This window comes from Halopolyspora algeriensis (assembly GCF_003337235.1).
Taxonomy (GTDB): Bacteria; Actinomycetota; Actinomycetes; order Mycobacteriales; family Pseudonocardiaceae; genus Haloactinomyces; species Haloactinomyces algeriensis.
This window is the reverse complement of the sequence record NZ_QPJC01000008.1, coordinates 12753-38996: the sequence shown is the minus strand read 5'-3', so window position 1 is coordinate 38996 and position 26244 is coordinate 12753. Positions and strand designations below refer to the sequence as shown.

Here is a 26244-nt window from a genome sequence, read left to right as displayed (position 1 = left end):
GATGCTGCGACTACTCGGCGAAGCCCGCCACGAACTCGACAAGGGTGCGCGCGGCGAACCCGGTGGCGCCGGCGACGACCTCGGCATGGGGCTTGTCGGCACGGGCGGGCCCGGCGATGTCCAGATGCGCCCACGGCAGCCCCGAGGTGAACTCCCGCAGGAACAGCCCCGCCGTCACCCCGCCCGGCCCCGGCGGGGTCTGCCGCACGTCGGCGATGTCGCTGCGCACATCCTCGGCATGGTCGTCGAGCAACGGCATCGGCCACCATGCCTCACCCGCGCGGTCGCCCGCCGCGCGCACCCGCTCGCCGAGCCGCGCATCCGTACTGAGCACGCCGCCGGTCCGCAGACCGAGAGCGACCTTCATCGCGCCGGTCAGCGTCGCCACGTCCACGAGCATGTCCGGCTCGTGCCTGCGCACGGCGTAGGCCAGGGCGTCGGCCATCACCATGCGTCCCTCGGCGTCGGTGTTGCCGACCTCGGTGGTGGTGCCGCCGTAATGACGCACGATGTCCCCGGGCCGGTAGGCCGAACCCGACACGTGGTTCTCCGCCGAGGGCACCAGGGCGGTCACCCGGACCGGCAGCCCGCTCCGTGCGATCGACAGCATCGCCCCGATCACCGCGCCGCCGCCGGCCATGTCGGTGCGCATGAGTTCCATACCCTCGGCGGGCTTGATCGAGATGCCTCCGGTGTCGAAGGTGATGCCCTTGCCGACCAGCACGATGTGCGGCGATGAGGGGTCCGCACCGGAGTCCTGCGGATCCGGGTTCCAGGACAGTTCCAGCAAGCGCGGTGGCCGCGCGGAGCCGCCACCGACCGCCAGGATCCCGCCGAATCCGCGATCGGCAAGCCACTTCTCGTCCCGGACGACCGCCTCCAGGCCCGGTACGGCACGCGCGAGCTGCGCGGCCGTGGTGGTGAACCATTCCGGATCTTTGACGTTGGACGGCGCGTTGGCCAGGTCCCGGGCCAGCGCGGTGGCCGAAGCCCACTGACGGGCGCGTCCCACCGCTTCGCGCAGTGCCGCGACGTCGGCCCCTTCCGGAGCGACCAGCAGCGCCTTGCGCAGCCGGGGCGGCGTCGGCGTGGCGGTCACGCGGAACCGGTAGCCACCCAGGGACAGGCCGAGTGTCAGCGCCGCGACCGTGTCCGCATCGACGCCGTCGGGCAACCGAACCTGCACATACTCCGAATCCAGCGCGTCTCCGAGGTCCTCCGGTGCGGAGCCGCCGCCCCCGCCCTCACCGAGACGCTCGCGGATCGCCCGGGCAAGTCCGGCACCGACCTGGCGCCAACGCACCGGCTCACCGGAGCCCGAGCCGACCGTCCAGCCGAATGCCCCGTCGGCCAGCGGCACGGTGCAGACCTCACCGGCCGAACTCTTCGCGCCCACCGCTTCCAGCAGGGCGGTGTCCACACCGAAGGCTGCTGCGGCGGCAGCGAGGTCGGCCGCACCGTCCACATCCGGTACCGACACCGCCGTGGGCACGCCCTCGCGCCGCTGTTCGACCACATCCACCTCGACCAGGGATGTCGGAATCACGGGCAGGACCGAGTCCTCGGCCGACGCCGACACTGAAGAACCGGGCACCACGTCACCTTTCTGTTCATTGCGAATACCTACGACTGCGCTGCGGCACACGTCCGTGCTTGCCGACGGACGAGGACGCCGGCACCACCGTCGAGTGCCGGGCCCGAACACTTCAGCCGATCGGACGTGGTCGGTGACCGCTTCGCGGCGACCTCAGCCAGTGACCGAGTCCAGGGCTTCACCCAGATTCGTGGCCTCCTCCATCGTCATTTCGACGACGAGGCGCCCACCGCCCTCGAGTGGGACGCGCATCACGACTCCGCGTCCCTCCTTCGTGACCTCGAGGGGACCGTCACCGGTCCGGGGCTTCATGGCCGCCATAGCGTGCTCCCTCCGTGAACTCTTCCCACCAACTGGTCGCCACAACCAGTTGGTCCCGGACCATTCTCCCCCATCCGGATGCGGCCGCGAAACCGAGCCGATCAACACGTGTCCGGGTTGCGCTGGTCCGATATCGGCAGTGGGGCGAACTCGGCCGCCGTACGAGCTCGCTCGGAATTTTCGGTCGTGTGAGCAAGCCGGTGCGCGAGTGTGGCCGGCACTCGATCACCGGACACGGAACCGTCCCTCGCCGACGGCGAACAGCCCGCACACGCCGTCACACCCGTGCCACGCTACGAATCTCGCACGACGCGAACACCTCGTCCACTCTGGAGTATCCCGCCACACGTTCCGCTCAGCGAGGAAATCCGGCTACCGTGGGGGCATCTCGGCCACCACGGTCGTGACGCACACCACGGTATCCGGTGCCGACGACGCGCTGCCGACCCCGGCCGCGCTCGCCACCATCGACGAAAGGGCTGCCCGTGTCCGACGATGTACTGCTGATCGAAGATGCCAACGGTGTTCGGCGGATCACGATGAACCGCCCGGAGGCGTTCAACTCGCTGACCGTCGAACTCAAGCAGCGGCTCATCGAGGCCCTGCGGGACACGGCAGCCGACGACTCGGTGCGCGCCGTGGTGATCACCGGGGCGGGGAAGGCCTTCTGCGGCGGGCAGGATCTCAAGGAGCACGTCGCCCAGCTGGAGTCCGGTGACCCCGCCCCGCTTCGGACGGTGGAGGAGCACTACAACCCGCTCATCCGTGCTGTCACCACCATGCCCAAACCGACGATCGCCGCGGTCAACGGCACCGCGGCCGGAGCCGGAGCATCGCTGTCCTATGCCTGCGACCTGCGGGTGGCTTCGGAGGATGCGAAGTTCCTGATGGCTTTCGCCAATGTCGGCCTGTCCACGGACTCCGGCGCGTCGTGGACGCTTCCCCGGTTGATCGGGTATGGCCGTGCGATGGAGATGCTGTTGCTGGCCGAGCCGGTGGCCGCCGACGAAGCCCTGCGCATCGGTATGGTCAACCGTGTCGTGCCCGCCGGGGAAGCCGCCGGCGCCGCCACCGAGCTGGCCACGCGCATGGCGACCGGTCCCACGAGCGCATACGCACGGATCAAGGAGACGATGCTGGCCGCGGCGGCCGAAGGGCTCGACGAGACGCTTGCCGTCGAAGCGGGGGCACAGGCCGAAGCGGGAAACACTGCCGACCACCGGGAAGCGGTCTCCGCCTTCATCGACAAGCGCACCCCCGAGTTCACCGGCCGGTGACGCGGCGGGTGCGCAAGCACCCGCCGCGATCGTGCCGACCTCCGAGCAAGCGGTGCATGCCGCTCGCCTTCCCCCCGAGCGTCCGGCACCGCCGCCCATCGGTGGGTCCGAGTCTCCGGCACCGCACCACGGCGCAAGCCCATCGCGCGAGCCCTTACTCCGCGCGCCAGCAGTCGGTGAGGTGGTCATCGACCATGCCGGTGGCCTGCATCAGCGCGTAGCAGGTCGTGGGCCCCACGAAGACGAATCCTCGGCGCTTGAGCTCCTTGGCCATGGCTTCCGACTCCGGTGTCGTGGCGGGCACGTCGGCGATCGTCACCGGCCGCTTCCGGTTGCCGGCGTCCGGGGCGAACGACCAGAGCAACTCGTCCAGTGACCGATCCAGTTCGAGCAGCGCCCGGGCATTGCGGATCGTCGCGTCGATCTTGGCGCGGTTGCGCACGATCGTGGCATCGGACAGGAGCCGCTCGCGGTCCTCATCGCCGAAGCCCGCCACCCGGCCGGGATCGAATCCGGCGAAGGCCTGCCGGAATGCTTCCCGCTTGCGCAGGATCGTCAGCCAGGACAGCCCGGACTGGAACGACTCCAGGCTGATCCGTTCGAACAGCTCCTGCTCGCCACGCAACGGCACGCCCCACTCGGTGTCGTGGTACGTGCTGTAGTCGGCAGGTCCCGATCCCCAAGGGCATCGCGCCCGGCCGTCGGTACCGAGCACGACGCGGTCGGCGTCACTCACCACCGTGGTCCTCCGCACTGCCGTGGTGGCCGTGTCGGTATCGGGAGCACACGGCCGCGAACCGCTCCAGCGACTTCTGCAGGCCCCATTCGAAACCGGGGCGCACCAGCGGCCAGGCAAGGGAACCGACCGTGGGCAACTCGAACCGCTCCCACCACAGGAAGGTGGAGCCGGCCTCGGTACTGCGCACGACCCGGAAACCCCCCGTCCCGCGCACCAGGGGACCGGTGTGGCGAACGACGCAGCGCAGCGGCGGTTCCCATTCGGTGATCTCCATCCTGTCCAGGAAACCGATGCCGCCGAGCCCGGTGAATGCGGCCAGCTCCGACCCCGGGCCCGCACCGTGACCGCGGATCACATGCACCTCGGTGCCGAACATCCACTCGCTCTGTCCGGGCCAGTCGGTCGCGGCGGCCCACACCACCTCGGCCGCTTCCGGGACCTGTACGCTCCGCCGCACCTCGGCAGTGCCCATGTCGTCAGTCCTTTCCGTCGGCGGGTGGTCGCAGGTGCTGTTCGTCCGCCGCGTCCAGCTGGCGTTCGAGAATCGCGACCCTGCCGCGCAGCTCGTCCAGCTCTCCGGCCAACCGGTTCAGGGCCCAGTCCACCTCGGAAGCCTTGTACCCGCGAAAGACCTGCTGGAACCGCAGCGCGCGCACATCGGCACCCTCGATGTCCGAGGCAGGCAGCCGTGTCGGGGTCGCTCCCGGCGGCAACGGCTCCAGTTCCTCACCGCGGCCGAAGACCAGGGAGGCGAGCAGGTAGACCACCGCGGCCACCGCGAGTATGACGACGAGGTAGATCAGCGCACTAGCCACGTGTCAGATCCTGGCACGGACCGTCGGGGGTACGGATACCACCGCGGCGCTCCGGGCGTTGCTCAGAGCCCATCTTGGAACTTGGTCAGGTGGTTGCTGAACCGCCGTCTCAGGCGGCGCCTTGCGGCGTTGCAGGCCACATCGAGTAGCCACCTACGCCACGTGGCCTACTGCCTTGCAATGCATCCGCCTGAAACGCCGGAGCGGGTCACCCTGCCCAGGCTGATCACCCGAGCGAAAGAGCCAAATCAAAGACAGGCACTCAGACTGCGGCGGCCACGCCGAGCACGCCGCCGATCGCGGTGGTGAACTCCCGCCAGGCACGCCGTTCGGCATCGAGAGTGCCCGCACCGGACTCCGTCAGGCGGTAGGTGCGCCGCTGGCGCCCTCCGACGGTGCTCCATTCGCTGCGCACATAGCCTGCTCGCTCCAGTCGGCGCAATGCCGGGTAGACGGTGCCGGTGGGCAGGTCGACGGCACCACCGCTGCGTTGCTGCAGCGCCTCGATGATCGCGTAGCCGTGGAGCTGCCTGCCATCGAGGGTGGCCAGCAGCAGCCCGTCCAGGTGACCTCGCAGGGCGTCAGCTTTCACGGGTAGCGACTCTACGGGTAGCGGCAGTCACTGTCACGGCCGTCTCGCAAGGACCTCGGGGCCTCATTCGGTGCGCAATCAGTGTGCGCTGCATCACTGATCCTTTCGGGGGCACGATCGACGCTCGGATCCCCACGGACGAGGGATCATCGCCACTGCGCGCGCAACCGCATCCGGAAGATCCGGCACACCGACCCTCGATGGGATGATCTTTGCCTTGTGTTCCTCCGGAACCCTTTCTCACCCGGCCGGTTCGAACGGATTCAGCACTGCCACGTCGATCTTGCGCACATCGGCAACATTGCGGGTTACCAGGGTCCAACCGTGCACCATCGCAGTAGCAGCCAACAGCCCATCCACCACGGGAACCGGGTCGGGAGCGCCGAGTCGCCCCCATCGATCGGCGACTTCGGCAGTGATCGGCACGATCCGATCGTGGTAGAAGGACCTGAGTTCACTCAGCCAGTGCTGCAACTGTGCGGCCTGCGAAGGATCACGGCGCTGCAATCGAGCGATCCCCTGACTGATCTCACCCACCGTGAGCACGCTCAGGTAGAGCTGATCGGCCGCCACCGATTCGAGCCAGGACAGCACAGCGGGATCCGGTGACCGCCGACGCAACTCGGAAACGACATTGGTGTCGAGAAGATAGCTCATGTCTCAGTCAGGTGGTCGATATCCCTCGGCAACTCAGCAGAGCGGGTGATTTCCAGATCGTCGAAGCAAGGGCCCGACCTCAGAAAACTCTTGAAGTCGTCACCGCTGAGCCGCCGGTACTCCGCTATGTCGAGAACGACGGCGACATCCTCGCCGTGACGACTGACGAACTGGGCTCCACTGCCTCGAGCACAGCGGAGTACTTCACTGAAGCGCTGCTTGGCTTCCTGAACCTGCCAGTGCATCATCATCTCCTCCGGCTACATCTAGACAGTCTAGACAGAAATAGGTCGAACCGGCAAGCTCATCCCGCGCAGGCGTCGAGGGCCTCCTCGACATCGGTGACCACGGTCAGCGCATCGAGGCTGCCCTGGGAAGCGAACCCGCTGCCGACCATCCGGCGCACCCAGTCCAGCAGCTGCCGGTAGTGACCGTCCGGATCGAGCACCACCACCGGTTTGCCGTGCATGCCGATGTAGCGCGAGGTCCACACCTCGAACAGCTCCTCGCAGGTTCCGATCCCTCCGGGCAGCGCCAGGAATGCCGTGGCATGGGCGTCCATCAGACCCTTGCGCTCGCGCATGGTGTCCACGACCAGCAGCTCGTCCGCTTCGGTGTCGGCGACCTCGCGAGCGACGAGTTGGCGGGGCATGACTCCCACCGTGCGCGCACCACCGGACCGGGCCGACCGGGCGACCTCCCCCATCATCGACACCCGACCACCGCCGGAGACCAGTGTCCAGCCTCGCTTGGCGATACCCGTACCGACCTCGGCGGCCAGGTGAATGTAGCGCTCGTCGACGGGACGCGACGCGCAGTAGACGCAGACCGAAACCTGTTGCTCGGAATCCGGATTCACCGCGTCCGGGCCCATTGCCTCTCGACTGCTCAGTGTGTGTCCTCCCATGCCTGATATGCCTCCTCCACGACGCGCACGGCGTCCTCCACATCGTCGGTCAGATGCAGCAGCGCCAGGTCCTTGTCCCCGATCTTGCCCGAGCCGTGCATCGTGTCCCGGATCCAGTCGTACAGGCCCTGCCAGTAGGAACGCCCGAACATCACCACGGGGAACTTCGTGACCTTCTTGGTCTGCACGAGGGTGAGCGACTCGAACAGCTCGTCCATGGTCCCGAAGCCGCCCGGCAAGCACACGAACGCCTGCGCGTACTTGACGAACATCGTCTTGCGCGTGAAGAAGTAGCGAAAGTTGACGCCGAGATCGACCCAGGGATTGAGCCCCTGCTCGAACGGCAGTTCGATACCCAGTCCGATCGACAGGCCCCCCGCCTCGGATGCGCCTCGATTGACCGCTTCCATCGTACCCGGGCCACCACCGGTGATCGCGGCACAGCCGATCCCGGCCAGCGCCGCCCCCAGTTCCAGACCCGCCTGGTACTCGGGATGCTCCCGCGGGGTGCGCGCGGAACCGAACACCGTGGTCGCGCGGGGCACTTCGGCCAACGCGCCGAATCCCTCGACGAACTCCGCCTGGATGCGCAGCACCCGCCACGGATCGGTGTGCACCCAGTCGGAGGGCCCGCGCGAATCGAGCAGTCGCTGGTCGGTCGTGCTCGGTTCCTGCAGTCGTGACCGGCGCAGGACCACCGGTCCGCGCCGCTTCTCGTTCGGATGGTCACCGCCGCTCACGGCACCGCCGACTTCCTCGTCGCTGTCGGTCTCCGTGCCGTACAGGTGATCCCCGGGACCTTCGATCGTCATGCTGGTGAGCGTAGGCAGCCCGGGTGAACCCGCAATGAGCCGCCCGCCTCAGCGCGGTGCCCAGCCGTCGACGAGTCGACCAGCCTCCCATCCGAACGTCGAGGTGGCGACAATACCGGCCGAAAGGACTTCACTCGGGGCGTTTGCGGCGTACCATACGAGAAAAGATCGGGTGTTGCCGACAATCACGGCAGGGCCCACCCCGCGGATCGCATGCGTCCACGCCACGGTCCACGCAGTGGCTTGCAGTCGGCGACCGGTCGTCGGACAACCCTCGGCCCGGAGGCCGACATGATCCTCATCAACGTACTGATCGTGGTTCTCGTTCTCGGTGTGCTCGCCCTCGCCGCGAGCGTGAAGGTCATCAAGCAGTATGAGCGTGGAGTCGTCCTGCGATTCGGCCGCCTCCAGCAGCACGTGCGGGGTCCGGGACTGACGATGATCGTCCCCGGCATCGACCACCTCCGCAAAGTCACCATGCAGATCGTCACGATGCCGGTGCCCGCGCAGGAAGGCATCACCCGGGACAACGTGACCGTGCGCGTCGACGCCGTCGTCTACTTCAACGTGGTCGACCCCGCCCGTGCCGTGATCAACGTCGAGGACTACCTGTTCGCCATGGGACAGGTCGCGCAGTCCTCGCTGCGCTCCATCATCGGAAAGAGCGATCTCGACGACCTGCTGTCGGACCGGGAAAAGCTCAACCAGGGCCTGGAGGTCATGATCGACAGCCCGGCCCTGAACTGGGGCGTGCACATCGACCGGGTGGAGATCAAGGACGTCTCGCTGCCGGAGACGATGAAGCGCTCGATCGCCCGGCAGGCCGAGGCGGAACGGGAACGGCGCTCACGCATCATCTCCGCCGACGGCGAATTCCAGGCGTCGCAGAAACTGTCCGAGGCGGCAGGCGTCATGGCCGACACTCCGGCCGCCCTGCAACTGCGACTGCTGGAAACCGTGGTGGAGGTTGCCGCGGAGCGGAATTCCACCCTGGTGCTGCCGTTCCCCGTCGAACTGCTGCGCTTCGTCGACCAGAACGTGCCCGCCCGGAACGGGAGTACCCGCAGCGGGCAGCAGGAAGACCGGGAGCAGCAGGCACGGCCATCCCCCGATGCGGGCGGGCACCGCACGGACGGAGAGGAAGCCGGAAACCCCCTCCACACCGGCGCTCCCCTCGATCCGGTGGTGCCGCCCTCGGCGACCGTGCACGGGACGGCTTGACTCAACCGAGGAAGCGCCGCAGCACATCCGCACAGTGCCGGATGTCACCGGTCGCGACGTTCTCCTCCCGGGTGTGCGCCAGAGTCGGCGAGCCGGGGCCGAAGTTCACCGCGGGCAGCCCCCGCGCGGCGAAGCGGGCCACATCGGTCCAGCCCAGCTTGGCCACCGGGTCGCCCCCGGCGGCGCGCACCAGCTCGGCCGTGGCGGGCTCGCTCAGCCCCGGCAGCGCGCCCTGGGAGGCGTCCACGACGGTGACGTCGAACCCGTCGAACACCTCCCGCACGTGTGTCTCGGCCTCGGCGAGCGAGGTGTCCGGGGCGAACCGGTGATTGACCGTCACCACGCAGGAGTCCGGAACGACGTTGCCCGCGACACCGCCTTCCACGCGCACCGCCTGCAGCCCCTCGTGGAACCGCAGCCCGTCGATCTCGGGCTGCCGGGGCGTGTACTCGGTGAGCCGCCGCAGCACCGGCTCGGCCGCGTGGATGGCGTTGTCGCCCATCCACGCGCGGGCCGTGTGCGCGCGGCGCCCCCGCGTGCGCACCTCGACCCGGAGGGTGCCCTGGCAGCCCGCCTCGATCGAGGCATTCGACGGCTCGCCCACCACGGCCAGATCGCCCGCCAGCCAGTCGGGCAGTTCCCGCTCGATGCGGTTGAGCCCGTTGCGTTCGGCGGCGATCTCCTCACAGTCGTAGAACACGAAGGTCAGGTCGTGACGTGGCTCGGTCAATGCCGCTGCGACGTGCAGCATCACCGCGTCGCCGCCCTTCATGTCCACCGTGCCGCAGCCGTGCAGCACCTCGTCGTCGCCGGAGCCGGTACGGCGCAGCGGGAGGTTGTCGTTGATCGGCACGGTGTCCAGGTGCCCGGCGAGCACGACACGCGAGCCACGCCCCAGGTTGGTGCGTGCCAGCACCGCGTCGCCGTTGCGCACCACCTCCAGATGCGGAGCCTGCCTGCGCAGGGCCTGCTCCACCGAATCGGCGAGGTCGGCCTCCGCCTCGGAAACGCTGGGAATGTCCACCAGCGCGGCAGTCAACTCGACAGGGTCGGCGGTGAGATCCAAACGCGCGGTCACGGTTGCGTACCCTACCGACAAGCCGCCGGACACGAGAGCGCGTGGTCGCAGCAGACACGGGCGGGCCCATCCCTCCTCCGGAGGGCGGCTTCCCCGGCAACAGCACCTCGCACCACCCCTGCACCTGCCTGCAGCCCTGCGCCGATTACCGTTTGCCTCATGAGCACTCCCGATCCGCAGTCCACGGGTGCCCACGGCGTGGGCCTGGCCACCGTCACCGACGACGGCACCGTGCTGGACACCTGGTTTCCCATCGTCAAGCTGGGTGAGCCCGGCCAGGTCGGCAGTACCCGGCTTACCCCGCAGGAGGCCTCCGAGACTCTCGGTTCCGCCGGCGCCGACCTGCTCGGCAGGGACGACGCCCGCGGTGTCGACGTGGTCGCGGTGCGCACCGGCGTGGCTCGCCTGTCCGACGCGCCGGCCGACACGCACGACGTCTACCTGCGCTTGCACCTGCTGTCGCACCGGATGGTGCGCCCGCACGGCCAGAATCTCGAAGGGATTTTCGGCCTGCTGTCCAACGTGGTGTGGACCAATCACGGGCCCTGTCCCGTGGAGGGTTTCGAGGCGACCCGCCTGCGGCTCCGGGCACGGGGTGCGGTGACCGTCTACAGCATCGACAAGTTCCCCCGGATGGTCGACTACGTGATCCCTTCCGGGGTACGTATCGGCGATGCCGACCGGGCCCGCCTCGGTGCTCACCTCGCCGGCGGAACCACCGTCATGCACGAGGGGTTCGTCAACTTCAACGCGGGGACCCTGGGAGCCTCGATGGTCGAGGGGCGCATCTCGGCCGGGGTCGTCATCGGAGACGGATCCGACATCGGCGGCGGCGCCTCGATCATGGGAACCCTCTCCGGAGGTGGCAAGGAAGTCATCTCGGTGGGTGAGCGCTGCCTGATCGGCTCCAACGGCGGCGTGGGGATCTCCCTCGGTGACGACTGCGTCGTGGAGGCAGGGCTGTACGTCACCGCGGGCACCAAGGTCACGCTGCCCGACGGCACCGTGGTCAAGGCCGCCGAGCTCTCCGGCAACGACGGCCTGCTGCTGCGCCGCAACTCCGGCACAGGCGCTGTCGAGGCCATGCCGCGCACCGGCGGCAAGGTCGAACTCAACGCCGCGCTGCACGCCAACGACTGAGCGGTTCGCAGTCCGACCACGCGCGTTTCGGCGGGTGCTCTTGCGTCCGGCCCATCCCGGCCGCAGGGCACCCGCCGAAACGTCAGTCCGCCAGACGCTTCGCGGCGGCGTCGATCCGCTCGTCGGAAGCGGTGAGCGCGATGCGCACGTGCGCGCTGCCGCCCGGCCCGTAGAAGGTGCCGGGGGCGACGAGGATTCCGCGGCGGGCCAGCCAGTCCACGGTCTGCCATGCGTCCTCACCGCGGGAGGCCCACAGGTAGAGACCGCCCCGCGAATGCTCGATCGTGAACCCCGCCTGTTCCAGCTGCGGCCACAGCACCGCCCGGCGAGCGGCATACAGGTCTCGCTGCACACGCACGTGGTCGTCGTCGCGGAACGCTGCGGTCATCGCCTCCTGGACCGGGCGCGGGACGATCATCCCGGCGTGCTTGCGCAGCGCCAGCAGCTCGCGCACGATCCCGGGATCCCCGGTGACGAGGCCCGCGCGGTACCCGGCGAAGTTCGCCGACTTCGACAGCGAGTGCACCGCGAGCAGACCGTCGAAGGACCCGCCACACACGGACGGATGCAGCACGGAGACGGGTTCGGACTCCCAGCCCAGCTCCAGGTAGCACTCGTCGGAGGCCACGACAGCGCCGACCTCCCGAGCCGCGCGCACCGCTGCGGCGAGCTGCTCGGAATCCAGGACGCGGCCGGTCGGGTTCGACGGGGAGTTCAACCACACCAGCGCGGTCCCGTCGGGGGGACGCTGACCGGGAGCGAGCCGGACGACATCGGCTCCCGCGAGCCGGGCACCGACCTCGTAGGTCGGGTAAGCCAGGTCGGGGATCGCCACGAGTTGGCCCGGCTGGATTCCGAGCAGTGTCGGCAACCAGGCCACGAGTTCCTTCGAGCCGACCGTCGGCAACACCGCCTCGGCGGGAAGGTCCCGAATACCGTGGCGGCGATGCAGTGCCTCCACCGCAGCTCCGCGGAGCTGCTCCGTGCCGTGCGTCGCGGGATACCCCGGAGAGTTGGCCGCGGAGGACAGCGCGCTCTGCAGGACCGGCGGCACGGGGTCGACCGGTGTACCGACGGAAAGGTCGACGACACCTCCGGCATGCGCCCGTGCCACCGACGCGTACTCCCTCAGGGAGTCCCACGGGAACTCCGGCAGGTCGGGGCCGCGCCTCCCGGACGGCCCCGTACCGCCCGGGTACTCGGCGACACTCATTCGCCCTGCGGAGGCAGACTGGTGACGGGCTCGACGTCCTTGTTGATCCGCCCCACCTTGGCAGCTCCGCCGGGCGAGCCGAGGTCGTCGAAGAAATCCACATTGGCCTGCGTGTAAGCAGCCCACTCCTCCGGCACGTCGTCCTCGTAGTAGATGGCCTCGACCGGGCAAACCGGCTCGCAGGCACCGCAGTCGACGCACTCATCGGGGTGGATGTAGAGCATCCGCCCGCCCTCGTAGATGCAGTCGACAGGGCATTCCTCGATGCATCCCTTGTCGAGCACGTCGACGCAGGGCTCGGCGATCACGTAGGTCACGGTTGCTCTCCTGCTAGAAACGTTCCTTCATCCGCGCGCAAGTCTGCCTGGCGCGGCTGCTGACAGTATCCCTCGTTACCCACCCGGATACGTAAGTGGCTCCCACTTCGCGTGGTTCCCGGCTGGAACTCCCGTAGCCGGGTACTCCCGCGACCCTACTTCGGAACACGGGGGGAGGAAACGCGTGATGCCGCCGACGTGGGTGCGCACACCCTCACGTGTGTGGAGGCGGATTCCGGCGGATCCACCTCGCCCCGCGCCGTGCCACCCGGCGCAGCGCCGAACGTTCTCCCAGGTAACCGCCCACCACACCGACGACGGGCAGCGAACCGAGAGCCTCGTGATGCAAGCGCCCCTGCGGCCGCTTGTCGAGTTCGGAATCGATCTCCCACAGCAGGCGTGCCATTCGCCACACCGTGCTCGCCACGGCACGGGTTCTCGGCCGTCCGTACCGGCGGCGGGACTCCTCCAGCTCCTCGGTGAGCTCGGCGGTGCGCTCGTCGTCCCGGTGCCGCGTACCCCCGTCCGCTCCCTCCGCGACAGCGCGCGGAAGGTCACGATCGAGGACGACCTTGGCGATCATGCGGACCTGATGAGCCCGGTCGTCCACCCCGTGCTCGGCCGCGATCGCCGACAGCACCAGTGACTGCCCCAGGGTTCCGAGGGCATTGCGGATCGGCAGCCGCGAGGTGATCACACCGCCGAAGTTCGGCAGGCCTGCCAGGAGAGCGAGAAACCGGCCGACCCGCTTGGCCCACCAGTCACAGCGCTGATCGAGGGTCATCGCGTCCCAGGCGGAACTGCCGGGCAGCCGCATCGAATCGAGCCGGCTCATCAGCGTGTCCAGGCCGGCACGCTCACCGGTGCCCCCACCACCCGTCGGCTGCTCGCCGGAGAGCTCCGTGGCACTCTTCGGCTCGCCGCGGAACCGGCGGCGCAACCGTAGCGGATCGGCTTCCCGCAGGATCTGCAGAACGGGGACGGCAGCGCGCACGAACGGCCGCAGCGCCGCGGCAACCCGCTCGTCGGTCAGTATCTCGGCCACTGCGTCCACCTCGTCCCGTGTCCGGCCCTCACCCGGTGTCGCGGCGTCCCGAAGCCCCGGCACCCTGGCGTGCCTGCACGATCCCGAGCATCAACGCGCCGGGGAGCGCACCGCCGGCGAGGAACAGGTACGTGCGCCAGTCACCGGCGAGGAGCAGCACGTCCCCGCCCGGCCCGAAGAGCCCGAAGACGAACACCGTCCCGAACCACACGATCAGTGGTGCGGCGGCCACACCTCGACGGGGAGACAGCCGACCGGCCTCCGAGACCAGCAGCGGTGTGGTCACCGCAGCCACCGCCGCGGTGATGGGGAACGGCACGCCACCGAGGTAGGAGGGCAGGAACAACAGCTCGAGCATCGCCAACAGCACGGCATCGAGCAACAACGCGCCGAGCACCACCCGGTCGAGTCTCACCTCATCGGGCATCGTCAGCGCCCGTCCGCCGGGCCGGTCTCGTCGCCTCCCAAGCCCCCGAAGAGGCCGGTCGAGGCGCCCTGCTGCTCTCCCCGTGCCAGCACGTAGTGCTCCGTGGGCACCACGGGCTGGGCGACGTCGTTGGACAGGGCGTATCCGGCGATCCCGGCGCCACTGTCCCACTGGTCGAGCCACACCCGCACCTGTGTGCCATGAGCACGCAGTCCGCCGATTTTGGCGGGAAGATGCTCGCCGATGTCGACGGTCGTGGTGATCGACGCATCATCGACATGGGGCAGCTCGGCCAGCTGTGGCAGCCGGAACGGCATCCCCTCGGCCCGGGACAACCGCTCCAGGCCGGTGCGGATCGCTTCTCGCGACGGCACCACATGGAACACGCGCTGCACGTCGGGCACCTTCGCGGTGGCGGCCATGGTCACGTCGTGTGCGCGGATGTGGTCGGGATGGCCGTAACCGCCGTCGGCGGCGTAGGTGACGACCACCTGCGGTTTCACCTCCCGCAGCACGGTTTCCAGTGCCTCGCACTGCTCCGGGAAGTCACCGTTGACGAGGGCACGCGGGTGGGCGTCGGGGACCGTGCCCGCTGCCCTGCCCGGTTCCTGCCACACCATCCCGGAGTCGCGCCATCGCCCGAGCCCGCCCAAGAAGCGGTGCTCGGCCACGCCCAGGGCCGAGCAGGCGGATCGCAGCTCACCGAGACGGTAACCGCCGAGCTGGTCGGCCCGGTCGGAAGCGAGCCCGCGCAGGTGCTCGGGAATGACCTCGCCTTCCTCGCCGAGGGTGCAGGTCACCACCGTCACCTGCACGCCGTGGGCGGCATGGCGGGCGATCGTCCCGCCCGTCCACAGCGCTTCGTCATCGGGGTGTGCGTGTACCAGCAGTAACCGCGGTGGAGCCGTCAACGTCACCGGTCCAGCGTAATCCGAGCAGCCCTGGGCCGGATCAACGGTCACGTGAAGGCACCCGCTGCAGGCGGCGAGAACATCGGCGACGAGAAACCCTTCGGACGCCTCGATCAGTGCCGTGCAGGATCCGGGAGCGTACTCGGCTGGTTCGCCGCCCGGGATGTCACCAGCGTGACGACGCGATCGTCGGGCCGGAGCCACTCGCGTCGGCGCAGCTCGTCGATCGCCACCAGGCCCGCCGCGGAACTCGGTTCGGCACCGACGCCCGCGCTCCCGAGCCTGCGGACCGCCGCCTGCAGGTCCTCGTCTCCGCACGGCACCGCCGCCCCTCCGGATTCCCGCAGGACCCGCAGCGACATCACCGTGGCCCGGGGATCGCCGATGGAGGTGGCGATGCTGCGCAGGTCGGCCTCCTCCTCGGGGGGCAGGTCGGCGCCCGCGGCCAGGGCGCGCGACAGGGACGGGTAACGCTCGGCCGCGACCATACGGGGGAGCCGCTCGACGATCCCGAGCTCGTGGAGCTCGCGGAAACCGGCCCACATCCCGGCGAGCCCGTCACCCCGGGAGACGGGCACGGTCACCACCTCGGGGACATCGCCGAGATCGCGCACGATCTCGTAGGCCATCGTCTTGTAGCCGTCGATGCCGGCCCACAGGCTGCTCACCGGGGTCGCGGAGGTGTTGGTCAGCACCGTCCAGTCCTGCTCTGCCGCCCGTTCCCGCAGGATGCGCCAGCGGTCGGCGGCATCGCGTGCGAACACCGGTCGAGCACCGTGGCGTTCGATCCGTCCTCGCCAGGTCCGCTCGATCGTCTCGGTGGTGACGACCACGCAGTCCAGACCCGCCGCAGCCGCGTAGGCGGCGACCGACACGCCCGCGTTGCCGCTGGAGGCGACCGCCACGGTGCTCGCCCCGGACGCTGCCGCCCAGGACACGGCGATGCTGTAGAAGCGATCCTTGAAGCTGCCGGTCGGGTTGCGGCGCTCGTCCTTGACCAGTGTCCGGTTCGCGGCGCCGGTCACGCGTTCGGGTAGTTCCACCAGCGGTGTGCCACCTTCCGCGAGACTGATCGCCTTGTCCGCATCGACCGGCAGCAGCTCGCGGTGTGACCACAGGGCCGGCCTCCGCCGTGCCCACTCGTCCCACAGCGCCGAACCATCCACGTCACTCAGGTCGTAGTCGGCCAGCAGCGCCGAAGGAACGCCCTGCTCGCGGCAGGCCGGGCATCCCGAGGTGTCGTAACGCAACGGGGCACGCTCACCGCAGCGCACGCATCGCAGTCCGCGCAACACCGCCTGCGCCATGCTCACCTCACCAGTCGTAGGTCTCTCCGGGAGTTCCGACCCACTTGCCCGCCGAGGAGAACGGGCCCGCGAAACCGTGCCCCGGTCCGACGCCCTTGATCTCGCTGCGTACCGCCAGCACCTGCGCCTGCTGGTACAACGGCAGCGCCACCGCCTGCGACCACAGCACCGGCTCCACCCGGGCGGATGCCCGCTCGAACGTCATCCGCCCGGTCAGTGCCGCCTCGATCGTCGGCTGGAGCAATCGATCGCAGAAACCCGCCATGTTGTACGGCAACGCTTGCTCGCTGCTCGCGTCCACGCGGGGACATCCCCACCGGGACGCCATCATGGAGGCCGGCTCACCCCCCGCGGGTCTCGGTACCACCGCCATGTCGACATCGGCGGCCGCGCCGGGCTTGCCCGCCCGGGGATTGCTCGACAGCATCGTGGTGAACAGCTCATCGCCGGTCGGTGTGATCACCCGTGCCCGGATTCCCTGCTCGCGGAGCTGCTCGGCGGCTGCCTCGGCGATCCGGACGTATTCCTCGTCGCGGAACTGCGCGGCGATGACGAGATCCAGCGGGCGCCCGTCCCGCATCCAGGTGTCACCACTACGCCGGAAACCCGCCTCGCTGAGCAGCTTGTCGACCCGCCCGGGCCGGGGTTTCTTCGCAACGGCCCGGGGCGGCTCGGTCGGCGTGTATCCCGGTTCGGACGGCGCGAGCACCTGGGCCCGAGCCTGCATCCGCCCGGCGGGCCCACCGCCGGTTCCGGCCTCGATCAGTGCTTGCCGGTCCAGTGCCGCCAGGATCGCCTTGCGCACCCGGGGATCGGCCAGTTGCTCGGTGTTGGGACGCAACAGCAGCTGCGTGGTAGCCGGCCGCGGCACGGTCTCGATCCGCACCGAGTCACCGAGCCCGCGCAGGGCCTCCATCGTGGCCGTGTCCGCGTCGAGCAGGGCCACATCGCTGTCTCCGCTGCGCAGCGCCGAGACCTGTTTCTGCTGGTTACCGGTGCGCAACACGATTCGTTCGGAGGCGGCGGGCGGCCCGAAGTACCCCTCGTTGCGCATCAGGATGATCTCACCGCGATCCAGATCGACCTGCCGGATCGCGAACGGGCCACCGGAGGCGGGGTATCCCTTGTCGAGTGCATCGGCCCACCCCCCGGGCGCGTCCTTGACCAGGTGCGCGGGCAGCAGATCGTCGAAAAGGGTCTTCCAACCGGGGTACGGCTCGGAGAAGGTCACCTCGACGGTCTTGCCGCCCTGCCGAGAGGCGACATCGGTGATCAGCCGGTACCCGGCCGGGTTGACCACGCCGGGCCTCGAACGCATCTGCTGCCAGAGGTAGACGAAATCCTCGGCCGCGATCGGAGCGCCGTCCGACCAGTCCGCCTCGGTACGGATCCGGTAGCGAACGGTGAACTTCTCTGCCTCGTCCACCACCTCGGCGGATTCCATGAGAGTGGTGTTGAGCCGCGGTTTCCCGTTCGGCCCCGGTTCGAACACCGAGGGCAGCATCAGGTTGGACAGCGCCGCCGTCGCCGGGGACACATCGGACAGCGCATGCGGGTTGAAGCCGTCCCGCAGGTCCCCGACAGCGGCCACGACCACCCGCGGCTTCGGTGGTTTCGGCGGCACGCTCGTCGAGGGGGGCGGCGCGGTCGTCTCCACCAGCGGGGGCGGGGGTGCGCTCGTGCACCCCGCTGCCACGCTCAGTGTCAGCAGCAGCAGGAATACCGCGGCGAACGGGTGGCACCGACGCTGGTACACGCTGGGCGAACCTCCCCTTGCGACATCACAGGCCGACCTGCCGTCCACGGGGCGGCACGGCAGCGCCGGAATCCGGTCCCCCTGCGAGCAACGGTTTCCACCCCCTCATGGTTGCGCGTGCCGCCACGCGAGAGCGCGCGGGGGTGCGCATCCGGAAGTCTCGATGCTCAGGAACCGATCGGCCGTGCCGCCACCCGCCACGGACGTGCGGACGAAAAGCGGTCTCACGCCTGGTTGTCGCGAGCCTTGGCGCGGGAACGCTCGCGAGCGCGCTGGTTGCCGTCGAGAGTCATCTTGCGCACCCGGACCACAGAAGGGCCGACCTCGACACACTCGTCGGCGGAGCAGAACTCCAGCGCTTCCTCCAACCCCAAGGTGCGCGGGCGGGCCAGCCGCTCCAGCTCCTCACCGGCGGCGGAGCGCATGTTCGTGAGCTTCTTCTCCTTGGTCACGTTGACGTCGAGGTCCTCGTGCCGCTGGGTTTCCCCGACGACCATGCCCTCGTAGACCTCGGCGCCCGGCTCGACGAAGAAGGTGCCGCGGTCGGCCAGCTGCAGCAGCGCATACGTGGTCACCGGGCCGGAGCGGTCGGCCACCAATGATCCGCTGCCGCGCGTGCGCAGCTCACCTGCCCAGCCGAAGTAGCCCTCGAAGACGTGGTTGGCGATGCCGCCACCGCGCGTCTCGGTGAGGAAGTCGGTGCGGAAACCGATCAGTCCGCGCGCCGGGATGATGTATTCCAGCTTGATCCGGCCGGTGCCGTGGCCGTCCATCGTCTCCATACGTCCCTTGCGGGCGGCCAGCAGCTGGGTGACCCCGCCGAGATGTTCCTCGGGCACATCGAGGCTCAGTCGCTCGAACGGCTCGCACAGCTTGCCGTCGATGGTTTTGGTGACCACCTGCGGCTTGCCCGCGGTGATCTCGAAGCCCTCGCGGCGCATGGTCTCCACCAGCACGGCCAGGGCCAGCTCACCACGCCCCTGCACCTCCCAGGTGTCCGGGCGCTCGGTGGGCACGACCCGCATGCTGACGTTGCCGATCAGCTCGCTGTCCAGCCGGTTCTTGACCAGTCGCGCGGTCACCTTGGTGCCGCCGTTGCGGCCGGCGTGCGGCGAGGTGTTCGTCCCGATGGTCATGGAGATCGCCGGGGCGTCGACGGTGATCCGAGGCAGCGGTTCCGGATTCTCGGGATCGGCGAGAGTGTCGCCGATGGTGATGTCGGGAATGCCCGCGATCGCCACGATGTCTCCCGCCGAGGCCTCCTCGGCGGGCACCCGATCGAGGTTTTCGGTGACGAACAGCTCGCTCAACCGCACCTTCTCGACCGACCCGTCCTCGCGGCACCAGCCGACGGTCTGTCCCTTGCGCAGCTTGCCGGAGTAGATCCGGCACAGGGCGATGCGGCCGAGGTACGAGGAGGCGTCGAGGTTGGTCACCAGTGCCTGCAGCGGCGCTTCCCAGTCACCGACCGGCGCGGGCACGTGCTCCAGGAGGGTGTCGAACATGGCGGTCATGTCGCCGTCGGCAGGCAGCTCTCCCTGCTCCGGAGCGGTCAGGCTCGCCCGGCCTGCGCGTGCCGAGGCGTAGACGATGGGGATGTCGAGCGCGGACTCGTCCGCGCCGACGTCGGCGGCCAGGTCGAGCAGCAGATCGTGGACCTCTTCGACGACCTCGGCCACGCGGGCGTCCGGCCGGTCCACCTTGTTCACCACCAGGATCACCGGCAGCCCGGCCGCGAGGGTCTTGCGCAGCACGAAACGCGTCTGCGGCAGCGGTCCCTCGCTGGCGTCGACCAGCAGCACCACGCCGTCGACCATGGACAGCCCACGCTCGACCTCACCACCGAAGTCGGCGTGGCCCGGGGTGTCGACCACGTTGATGGTGACCGGGCCGTCCGGGGTCATCCGCCGGATCGCGGTGTTCTTCGACAGGATGGTGATGCCCTTTTCCCGCTCCAGGTCATTGGAGTCCATGACCCGGTCGACGGGGTCGGCGCGCTCGGAGAAGGCCCCCGACTGCTGGAGCATGGCATCCACCAGGGTGGTCTTGCCGTGGTCGACGTGCGCGACGATCGCGACATTGCGCAGGTCCGTACGGGTGCGCTGGTTCGGGGCGACGCTGATGGCGGGCACGCGAATACTCCTGCTGTCGTATGGATGTCGTGGCAAGCTGCGAGGCGACGGTGCCGATCGACGAGATCGGCTGCGGCTTCGTTGCGGCCGCCGCTACGGAGCTGATGCCGCTGCCCCGACTCCGTGGCGGTTCACGTGGGGCGCGGCACCCTACTTCTTGTCGGGCCTGCTGTTGCCGGACCCACCGCTGTTGAGCCCTGCTGCTTCAGGCCGACCGGGATGGGACCGACGGATTCGACCTGGTGGGCGGTATCGACACGCGGCACCACCCATTCTAGTGCACGAGGCACGCGACTCCCGCAGGCACGTGTTCAGCACAACATCGACCTGTCACGTTGCGTACGCCCCCGAACACCGGAGAAACGGCCTCCGGTGGCGACCGGATCATCGGCACCGAAACCGCCACGCACGAAAGCGTCCGAGCTCCGCCGCGTTGACGGTGCCGGCCGAGGAAGTCGGCTGCGGCTTCGCCTCGGCCGCCGCTGTGGATCCGTTAGCGGCGGCGACGCCGGCGTCGGGCGGTGGCCGAACCGGCGGGCGTGACCGAAGCGGACCAGTGCCGGGGGCGGGTCAACGACGACGGGATGGTCGTCGCCGCGTCACCGTTGGCCGCGTCGAGCTGGGGTTGGGTGAGGAAGATGCTCTCGGCGAGAAACGCCCCGCGCAGGTCGGCGACCCGCAGATCGGCCCCGAGAAGATCGGCCTTGCACAGGTTCGCACCCCGGAGGTCGGCACCGAGAAGGTAGGCACCGCGTAAGCCGGTGCCGCGCAGGTCCGCTCCCTGCAGGTTCGCCTCGATCAAGTCGGCACCCTTGCGATCGGGCGCGGAATCACGAACCTCGGCGCGCACCACCTCGCTGACCCGGGTCAACAGCGGGCCGATCTCCTGCCGATACGCTGTGGCGTCGAAGGCAGCGAGTTCGTCGGGGTCGGCGCCGGTAAGACGTTCGGTCCGTTCTCGGGCGCGGTCGAGCTCGTCGGACAGCGGGCAGGCAGGCAGAAGCGTCCTCGCCTCGGTCAGATGCCAGAGCAGCTCCCGGAGCTGCCGCATCACCGCGAACACCGTGAACATCGATGTCGCGATCTCCGGGCTCTCTCGCCAGTCCCGTCCACCGAAGGTCACCTGGGTGACCTGTTGACCGGCACCGAAGCAGTCGAACACGGCGCACCCCGCAAAACCGCGTTCACGGAGACTGTCGTGGATACTGCAGCGGAAGTCCGCGAGCAGATTCCGACACGGTTGTCCTGCAGGCTTGTCCATGGCGAAATCGGCCGAGGCCGTAAAGGCCGGTGCAACGCAACACAGCCCGGCGCAGCGACCGCAGTCGGCCCGCAAGTCGGGACGCTCGCCGACAAGGTGCGCCGGATCGTCGGTTCGGTCGGACATCGGCGGCTCCCCGTCGACATGTGGTCCACGGCCCAGCGTCGTGCAAGGCCGAAAACCACACCTTATCGGGGCGCGAAAGCTACTCCGCCGAGGAACCGCTCCCGGAGGGTTCCAGGTGATCGGCGTAGTACGCCAGTTCCGGGATCGTCTTCAGTGCCTGGAACTCGATCACGTCCGACCTGGCCACTCGGTGCACCGCGAGCGGGTCGGTGGCCAGGATCGCGTCGAGCCTGCCGCGCGACATGGCACGCGCGATGATGACTCCGCCGGTGCGGGGATGGCGGCGCCCGGCGGCGATGAAGTCACCGGAGTCGTAATGGTGGGAGATCCACTCGGAGTGGTCCGCCAGCAACGCATCGACATCGGCCAAGGGTGCCGTGTAGTGCTGCAGTACCACGTACATTCTTTCAGCCTAGCGCCACACCCCCAGTTGTGACGAGAACCACACAACGTCGATCCGCGAAGCGACGCTTCCCGTTCCCTCTGCCATTTGCGGAGCCTCTCGGATTCCGGCCGGGCCGGTTCGGACCGCGGGTCACTCGCGCAGCAGCGACCGCAGCGAATGCACCAGCAGGCGGTCGGTTTCCAGCCAGTCCAGCCCGGTCATCTCGGAGGTGTCGACCCACCGCACCGCGCGATGTTCCACGGCCCTCGGTTCCGGGGACGACGGGGTCGGCTCGGCGGTGTACAGGCGCAGGAGCATCCCGCCGTCGAGCGGGACGTCCGTGCCGATCCGGCCGGTCGGCACGACATCCATCCCCAGTTCCTCCTTGCATTCCCGGACCACGGCATCGCGTTCGGACTCCCCGGGCTCGACGCGGCCTCCCGGCAACTCCCACCGGCCCGCATGCTTCGCCGGATAGTGCCGTTGCTGCGCGAGCAATCGGCCTCGCCGCACGATCGCGGTGCCGACGACGACCGGTCTCGTGGCCCATTCCTGCGCGAGAGCACGCACCGTGTCGATGCGCCGGGCAAGCAGGCGCAGTATCCACCGCCGGAGGAGTGCGGTGCCGATGAGGCGACCGAGCGCTCCGAGCGGAGCGGTCCACTGCAGCGACTCGGTGAGCAGCGTACCGCGGTCCACCTCGGTGAGTGTCGATTCGTGCCGGAGTTGCCGCAGCGGCCCCCGCACCAGGACCGAACTCAGTGCCTGCGCGTCCGCACGCTCCAGCCGCGTCCGCAGTCCCACGGAGAGCCTCGTGGGCGGTAGCCGGAACGTGATCTCGTCTCCGGGCACGAACAGTTCACCGACACCGGCAGCAGCGTGCCCGCGCACCATCCTCGAAGCGCCGAGCCCCCGCTCCGCGGTGCGGGCGTGCCGGAGCGCGGCCGCGACCGTGGCCACCGGAGCATCGATCCATTCCGTATCGCGCAACACCGACACGGGTATCCATCCTGCCACCGACGGGATACGGGCGGGGAACCTCGTCCGCTTCCCGTGACAGGCCGGGCCTGGTGACCGGATGCGGCCGTGGTGGCCTTCACCTTGTTCCCCGAAGGCCGAAACACCGGCCCGTCGTTCCGGTAGCGTCGGGAGCACACTCGGAGACGATCCGGCCCGAGACGCACAACAGCGGAGGATCACATGAGGCGCAACAGCGTCGCTGCCACGGCGATCGCCGGAGCCACGGCAGGTGTTCTGGGGCTCACGGCACTGACCCTGCCCGCAGGCGCGGAGGACCCGGACCTGCCCGCGATCGCACCGGAGAAGCTGGTGGCCTCGGTCATGACGGCGCAGCCCCCGGCCATGGCCGGAACGGTCCGGGTGAACAACAACCTCGGGATTCCCGCGATCCCGAGCACGGAAAGCTCGGGAGAGCTCCTGTCGAACGGCTCGAGCACGGTACGGCTCTGGGCCGACGGCCAGGGCCGCCACCGCATCTCCCTGCCTTCCGAGGGCGGGGGGACAACGGTGGTCGACGACGGCACCACCGTGTGGAAGTGGAACGCCTCCGAACGCACCGTGACCAAGTACCGGGCGGAGGCCCGGCAGGAATCCGCCGGGCAGGAAGGTTCCGCTTCCTCCCCGCACGAGGAACCCGAGGATCCGGTGGCCACCGCGCAACGCATGATCGACACGCTGCGGCAGAGCAGCAGGATCTCCGTGGACGGAACGGCCGGCGTAGCCGGGAGGGACGCCTACGAACTGGTACTGACCCCCAAACCCACCGAGCGCACCGTGCTGCGTGAGGTGCGCATCGCGGTGGGAGCCGAGAAACGCCTGCCGCTGCGGGTGGTCGTGAGCACCGAGAACTCCGAGGACCCTGCGCTGAGGGTGGGCTTCTCGAAACTGGAGACAGCGCCGCAGGACGCGGAACTGTTCCGGTTCTCCCCGCCGGCCGGGGCGCAGGTGCAGCAGGCCGACAAGCACGATCGCCGGGACACCGAATCGGGCACGCACCCGCAGGTCCGCACGGTCGGTGAGGGCTGGGACAGCGTCCTGGTGACCCGGGTTCCGCAGCAGACCCTGCAGGGACGGGAGTCCGGGCAGGATTCCGAAGAGCGGCTCCCCGGTCTGCGTGAGGCCGCCGAGCAGGCAGGACAGCGGGTCAGTGGCCCCTGGGGCGAGGGCTGGTTCATCAGCACCGGGGCAGGCTCGGCGTTGCTGACCTCAGACGGGCGCCTCGCCGCCGGCGCCGTCCCCCAGCCGGTACTGACCGAGGCTCTGCGAGGCCGGTGATGGCCGGCACTGCCGACCTCTCCGAGCGGGGAACCGCCGATACCGCCTCCGCGCCGGAGGACGACGGTGCGCTCGCCGCCCGCACTCGCGGACTCCGCAAGACCTACGGCCGCACCACGGCGGTCGCCGATGTCGACCTCGATGTGCCGCGCGGCGCCGTGCTCGGCGTGCTCGGACCGAACGGCTCCGGCAAGACGACCACGATCCGGATGTTGCTGGGCCTGACCCAGCCCACCTCGGGATCGGCCGAACTGCTCGGGCACGCCATGCCGGAACACGCGGGCCGTGCCTTGCCGCGAGTCGGTGCCCTGGTGGAGGGGCCGGGCTTTCACCCGTTCCTGTCCGGCCGGGAGAACCTGCTGCGCTGCGCGGCCGTGGAACCGGAGCTGGCGGGCGCGGCCAGGCGCGGTGCCGTCGAGGAGGCGCTGGAGCGGGTCGGGCTCACCGGTGCCGCCCGCCGCGGATACCGGGGTTACTCGCTCGGGATGAAGCAACGGCTGGGTCTGGCAGCGGCGCTGTTGACCCCGCGCGACCTGGTCGTGCTGGACGAACCGACCAACGGGCTGGACCCGGCGGGCACGCGGGAGATCCGCCGCATCATCGCCGATCTCCACGCCGCCGGGACGACCGTCCTGCTCTCCTCCCACCTGCTGGCGGAGGTCGAGGCGACCTGCACGCACGTGGCGGTGTTGCAGCGCGGTTCCCTGCTCACCCAGGGAGAGCTCACCTCACTGCTGGAATCCGGTGGGACGAGCCTCTCCGTGTCCGTCTCGGACAACTCGGCCGGGATGGCGGCGCTTCGCGACAACGGCATCACCACCCGGCAGGAGGGTGAGAACCTGCGCGTGGAGCTCACCGACGTGGAGGCACCGGACGTGATCGCCACGCTGGTGCGGGCCGGCGTCGGGGTGCACGAGGCACGCCGCGGCCGGGCCGGGCTCGAGGACATCTTCGCCCGACTGACCGAGGAGGAGTCGTGACCACGACGCCGGCAGAAGCCGAGCGGGCATCCTCGCCGCCCCACCGGAGTGCGGCACCGCTCGTGCGGGTCCTGTCGGCCGAGCTGCGCTGGGTGCTGCGGCGCCCCCGCAACCTGCTGGCCCTGCTGCTGGTGGCCGCCTTGCCGGTGCTGATCGGCACCGCCATCGTGCTCGGGGGCAGCCCACCTCCCGGCCACGGGCCGCCCGTGCTGTCTTCGGTGGCGGGCAACGGGCTGATGCTTCCGGTCGCCACGCTGGTGCTGGCCCAGAACCTGCTGCTGCCGCTGATCGCCGCGATGGTCGCCGCCGATGCGTTGGCCGGGGAGTCGTCACACGGCACGCTGCGCGGACTGCTGCTCGCACCGGTCGGGCGAGTCCGGCTGGTGTGGGTCAAGGCGTTCGGTGTGCTGGCAATGACGGTGCTCGCCGTCGCCGTGATCGTCGTCAGCGGCACCATCACCGGGTTGGTGGCCTTCGGTGGCGACGGGTTGGTGACCCTGTCCGGCACCACTCTCCCGCTCGGGGAGGCTCTCGGGCGGGTGGCGCTCGCGGCGGGCTGGAGTGCGATCCAGATGCTCGCCGTCGGCGCGGTCGCCCTGGCGATCTCGTCCACGACCGAGCATCCGCTGGTCGTGCTCGCCGTGATTCTGGGGTCGCTGATCGTGTTCGGGGTGCTGGGCGCGATCCCGGCTCTGGAGTGGTTGCAGCCGGTGCTCATCACCACCGGGTGGTCGTCGGTCGTGGACGTGCTCCGCGATCCGATACTCGCGGAAAACCTGCTCACCGGCCTGTGGCGGGCGGGGTGCTACGTCCTGATCGGTATCTCGGCCACCATCGCCCGCATGACCACCAGGGACATCTGAGTGTCGGTGGGCGGTGTCACACTCCCCTCGTGCCGTCGGCACACGGAAGGAAAGTCCGAGGGAGGAGCCCCGC

At 69.5% G+C, this 26244-nt stretch carries 28 protein-coding genes; 6 read left to right on the top strand and 22 right to left on the bottom strand.

What is annotated here, in order from left to right; all coding sequences use genetic code 11:
* Window positions 1-10 precede the first annotated feature (10 nt).
* Window positions 11-1594, bottom strand: a complete 1584-nt coding sequence (locus DFQ14_RS13310) for a leucyl aminopeptidase (RefSeq protein WP_246195527.1) — start codon at window positions 1592-1594, stop codon at window positions 11-13.
* Window positions 1595-1747: 153 nt separating this feature from the next.
* Window positions 1748-1915, bottom strand: a complete 168-nt coding sequence (locus tag DFQ14_RS13305; protein WP_114453600.1) for a DUF3117 domain-containing protein — start codon at window positions 1913-1915, stop codon at window positions 1748-1750.
* A gap of 485 nt (window positions 1916-2400) precedes the next feature.
* Here DFQ14_RS13305 and DFQ14_RS13300 point away from each other — a divergent pair, with 485 nt between their 5' ends.
* Complete coding sequence (locus DFQ14_RS13300; protein WP_257233690.1) at window positions 2401-3192, top strand: enoyl-CoA hydratase-related protein; 792 nt, start codon at window positions 2401-2403, stop codon at window positions 3190-3192.
* Window positions 3193-3346: 154 nt separating this feature from the next.
* Here DFQ14_RS13300 and DFQ14_RS13295 read toward each other — a convergent pair whose 3' ends face one another.
* From DFQ14_RS13295 to DFQ14_RS13260, 8 genes are all read right to left on the bottom strand, one after another.
* Window positions 3347-3928 carry a DNA-3-methyladenine glycosylase I gene (locus DFQ14_RS13295; protein ID WP_114453599.1) on the bottom strand — a complete coding sequence of 194 codons (582 nt, stop codon included), beginning with the start codon at window positions 3926-3928 and terminating at the stop codon, window positions 3347-3349.
* Window positions 3921-4403 carry an SRPBCC family protein gene (locus DFQ14_RS13290; RefSeq protein WP_114453598.1) on the bottom strand — a complete coding sequence of 161 codons (483 nt, stop codon included), beginning with the start codon at window positions 4401-4403 and terminating at the stop codon, window positions 3921-3923. Before DFQ14_RS13290 ends, DFQ14_RS13295 begins: the two co-directional genes overlap by 8 nt.
* 4 nt (window positions 4404-4407) lie before the next feature.
* The gene (locus tag DFQ14_RS13285) at window positions 4408-4746 is read right to left on the bottom strand and encodes a DivIVA domain-containing protein (protein ID WP_114453597.1); all 339 of its coding nucleotides are present in this window, start codon (window positions 4744-4746) and stop codon (window positions 4408-4410) included.
* A 262-nt stretch (window positions 4747-5008) separates the two neighbouring features.
* Window positions 5009-5338 carry a PadR family transcriptional regulator gene (locus DFQ14_RS13280; protein ID WP_114453596.1) on the bottom strand — a complete coding sequence of 110 codons (330 nt, stop codon included), beginning with the start codon at window positions 5336-5338 and terminating at the stop codon, window positions 5009-5011.
* Window positions 5339-5578: 240 nt separating this feature from the next.
* Entirely contained in the window at window positions 5579-5995 is a 417-nt protein-coding gene (locus DFQ14_RS13275; RefSeq protein WP_114453595.1) for a type II toxin-antitoxin system VapC family toxin, read from the bottom strand.
* Window positions 5992-6240 (bottom strand): type II toxin-antitoxin system Phd/YefM family antitoxin, encoded by a 249-nt coding sequence (locus DFQ14_RS13270; RefSeq protein ID WP_114453719.1) that lies wholly within the window; start codon window positions 6238-6240, stop codon window positions 5992-5994. The genes DFQ14_RS13275 and DFQ14_RS13270 overlap by 4 nt, the downstream gene beginning before the upstream one ends.
* Window positions 6241-6299: 59 nt before the next feature.
* A complete protein-coding gene (locus DFQ14_RS13265; protein WP_114453594.1) occupies window positions 6300-6869 on the bottom strand; it encodes an LOG family protein in 570 nt (189 codons plus the stop codon).
* A gap of 14 nt (window positions 6870-6883) precedes the next feature.
* Window positions 6884-7714 carry an LOG family protein gene (locus DFQ14_RS13260; RefSeq protein ID WP_114453593.1) on the bottom strand — a complete coding sequence of 277 codons (831 nt, stop codon included), beginning with the start codon at window positions 7712-7714 and terminating at the stop codon, window positions 6884-6886.
* Window positions 7715-8005: 291 nt separating this feature from the next.
* On the opposite strand from DFQ14_RS13260, the gene DFQ14_RS13255 reads away from it, so the two are divergent.
* Window positions 8006-8935, top strand: coding sequence for a slipin family protein (locus DFQ14_RS13255; protein ID WP_114453592.1), 930 nt, complete (start codon window positions 8006-8008; stop codon window positions 8933-8935).
* A gap of 1 nt (window position 8936) precedes the next feature.
* Here the strand turns inward: DFQ14_RS13255 and dapE are convergent, their stop codons facing one another.
* Window positions 8937-10013, bottom strand: coding sequence for a succinyl-diaminopimelate desuccinylase (dapE, locus tag DFQ14_RS13250; RefSeq protein WP_114453591.1), 1077 nt, complete (start codon window positions 10011-10013; stop codon window positions 8937-8939).
* A gap of 159 nt (window positions 10014-10172) precedes the next feature.
* Between dapE and dapD the strand changes: the two genes are divergently transcribed.
* A complete protein-coding gene (dapD, locus tag DFQ14_RS13245) occupies window positions 10173-11153 on the top strand; it encodes a 2,3,4,5-tetrahydropyridine-2,6-dicarboxylate N-succinyltransferase (RefSeq protein ID WP_114453590.1) in 981 nt (326 codons plus the stop codon).
* An 82-nt stretch (window positions 11154-11235) separates the two neighbouring features.
* Here the strand turns inward: dapD and dapC are convergent, their stop codons facing one another.
* The 11 genes from dapC to DFQ14_RS22560 all read right to left on the bottom strand — a co-directional run bounded on the left by dapC (window position 11236) and on the right by DFQ14_RS22560 (window position 23032).
* On the bottom strand, window positions 11236-12366 hold the full coding sequence (gene dapC / locus DFQ14_RS13240; protein WP_114453589.1) for a succinyldiaminopimelate transaminase: 1131 nt from the start codon (window positions 12364-12366) through the stop codon (window positions 11236-11238).
* Window positions 12363-12683: a ferredoxin gene (gene fdxA / locus DFQ14_RS13235; RefSeq protein ID WP_114453588.1), complete on the bottom strand. Its 321-nt coding sequence runs from the start codon at window positions 12681-12683 to the stop codon at window positions 12363-12365. Before fdxA ends, dapC begins: the two co-directional genes overlap by 4 nt.
* A gap of 214 nt (window positions 12684-12897) precedes the next feature.
* A complete protein-coding gene (locus DFQ14_RS13230) occupies window positions 12898-13728 on the bottom strand; it encodes a hypothetical protein (RefSeq protein ID WP_114453718.1) in 831 nt (276 codons plus the stop codon).
* A 28-nt stretch (window positions 13729-13756) separates the two neighbouring features.
* A complete protein-coding gene (locus DFQ14_RS13225; RefSeq protein ID WP_114453587.1) occupies window positions 13757-14155 on the bottom strand; it encodes a hypothetical protein in 399 nt (132 codons plus the stop codon).
* A 2-nt stretch (window positions 14156-14157) separates the two neighbouring features.
* The gene (gene mshB / locus DFQ14_RS13220; protein WP_114453586.1) at window positions 14158-15072 is read right to left on the bottom strand and encodes an N-acetyl-1-D-myo-inositol-2-amino-2-deoxy-alpha-D-glucopyranoside deacetylase; all 915 of its coding nucleotides are present in this window, start codon (window positions 15070-15072) and stop codon (window positions 14158-14160) included.
* Between the two features lie 107 nt (window positions 15073-15179).
* Window positions 15180-16373, bottom strand: a complete 1194-nt coding sequence (locus DFQ14_RS13215; protein ID WP_246195581.1) for a threonine synthase — start codon at window positions 16371-16373, stop codon at window positions 15180-15182.
* Window positions 16374-16380: 7 nt separating this feature from the next.
* Entirely contained in the window at window positions 16381-18129 is a 1749-nt protein-coding gene (locus DFQ14_RS13210) for an ABC transporter family substrate-binding protein (RefSeq protein ID WP_114453585.1), read from the bottom strand.
* Window positions 18130-18353: 224 nt separating this feature from the next.
* Window positions 18354-20261 (bottom strand): translational GTPase TypA, encoded by a 1908-nt coding sequence (typA, locus tag DFQ14_RS13205; protein ID WP_114453584.1) that lies wholly within the window; start codon window positions 20259-20261, stop codon window positions 18354-18356.
* 493 nt (window positions 20262-20754) lie between these two features.
* A complete protein-coding gene (locus DFQ14_RS13200) occupies window positions 20755-21648 on the bottom strand; it encodes a pentapeptide repeat-containing protein (RefSeq protein WP_114453583.1) in 894 nt (297 codons plus the stop codon).
* A 79-nt stretch (window positions 21649-21727) separates the two neighbouring features.
* Window positions 21728-22051, bottom strand: coding sequence for a YciI family protein (locus tag DFQ14_RS13195; RefSeq protein WP_114453582.1), 324 nt, complete (start codon window positions 22049-22051; stop codon window positions 21728-21730).
* Window positions 22052-22183: 132 nt separating this feature from the next.
* Entirely contained in the window at window positions 22184-23032 is an 849-nt protein-coding gene (locus tag DFQ14_RS22560) for an NUDIX domain-containing protein (protein ID WP_338072612.1), read from the bottom strand.
* A 201-nt stretch (window positions 23033-23233) separates the two neighbouring features.
* On the opposite strand from DFQ14_RS22560, the gene DFQ14_RS13185 reads away from it, so the two are divergent.
* The 3 genes from DFQ14_RS13185 to DFQ14_RS13175 are packed head-to-tail and all read left to right on the top strand — an operon-like array spanning window position 23234 to window position 26171.
* Entirely contained in the window at window positions 23234-24328 is a 1095-nt protein-coding gene (locus DFQ14_RS13185; RefSeq protein WP_114453581.1) for a LolA family protein, read from the top strand.
* Window positions 24328-25308 carry an ABC transporter ATP-binding protein gene (locus DFQ14_RS13180; RefSeq protein ID WP_114453580.1) on the top strand — a complete coding sequence of 327 codons (981 nt, stop codon included), beginning with the start codon at window positions 24328-24330 and terminating at the stop codon, window positions 25306-25308. Before DFQ14_RS13185 ends, DFQ14_RS13180 begins: the two co-directional genes overlap by 1 nt.
* Window positions 25305-26171 carry an ABC transporter permease gene (locus DFQ14_RS13175; RefSeq protein WP_114453579.1) on the top strand — a complete coding sequence of 289 codons (867 nt, stop codon included), beginning with the start codon at window positions 25305-25307 and terminating at the stop codon, window positions 26169-26171. Before DFQ14_RS13180 ends, DFQ14_RS13175 begins: the two co-directional genes overlap by 4 nt.
* Window positions 26172-26244 lie beyond the last annotated feature (73 nt).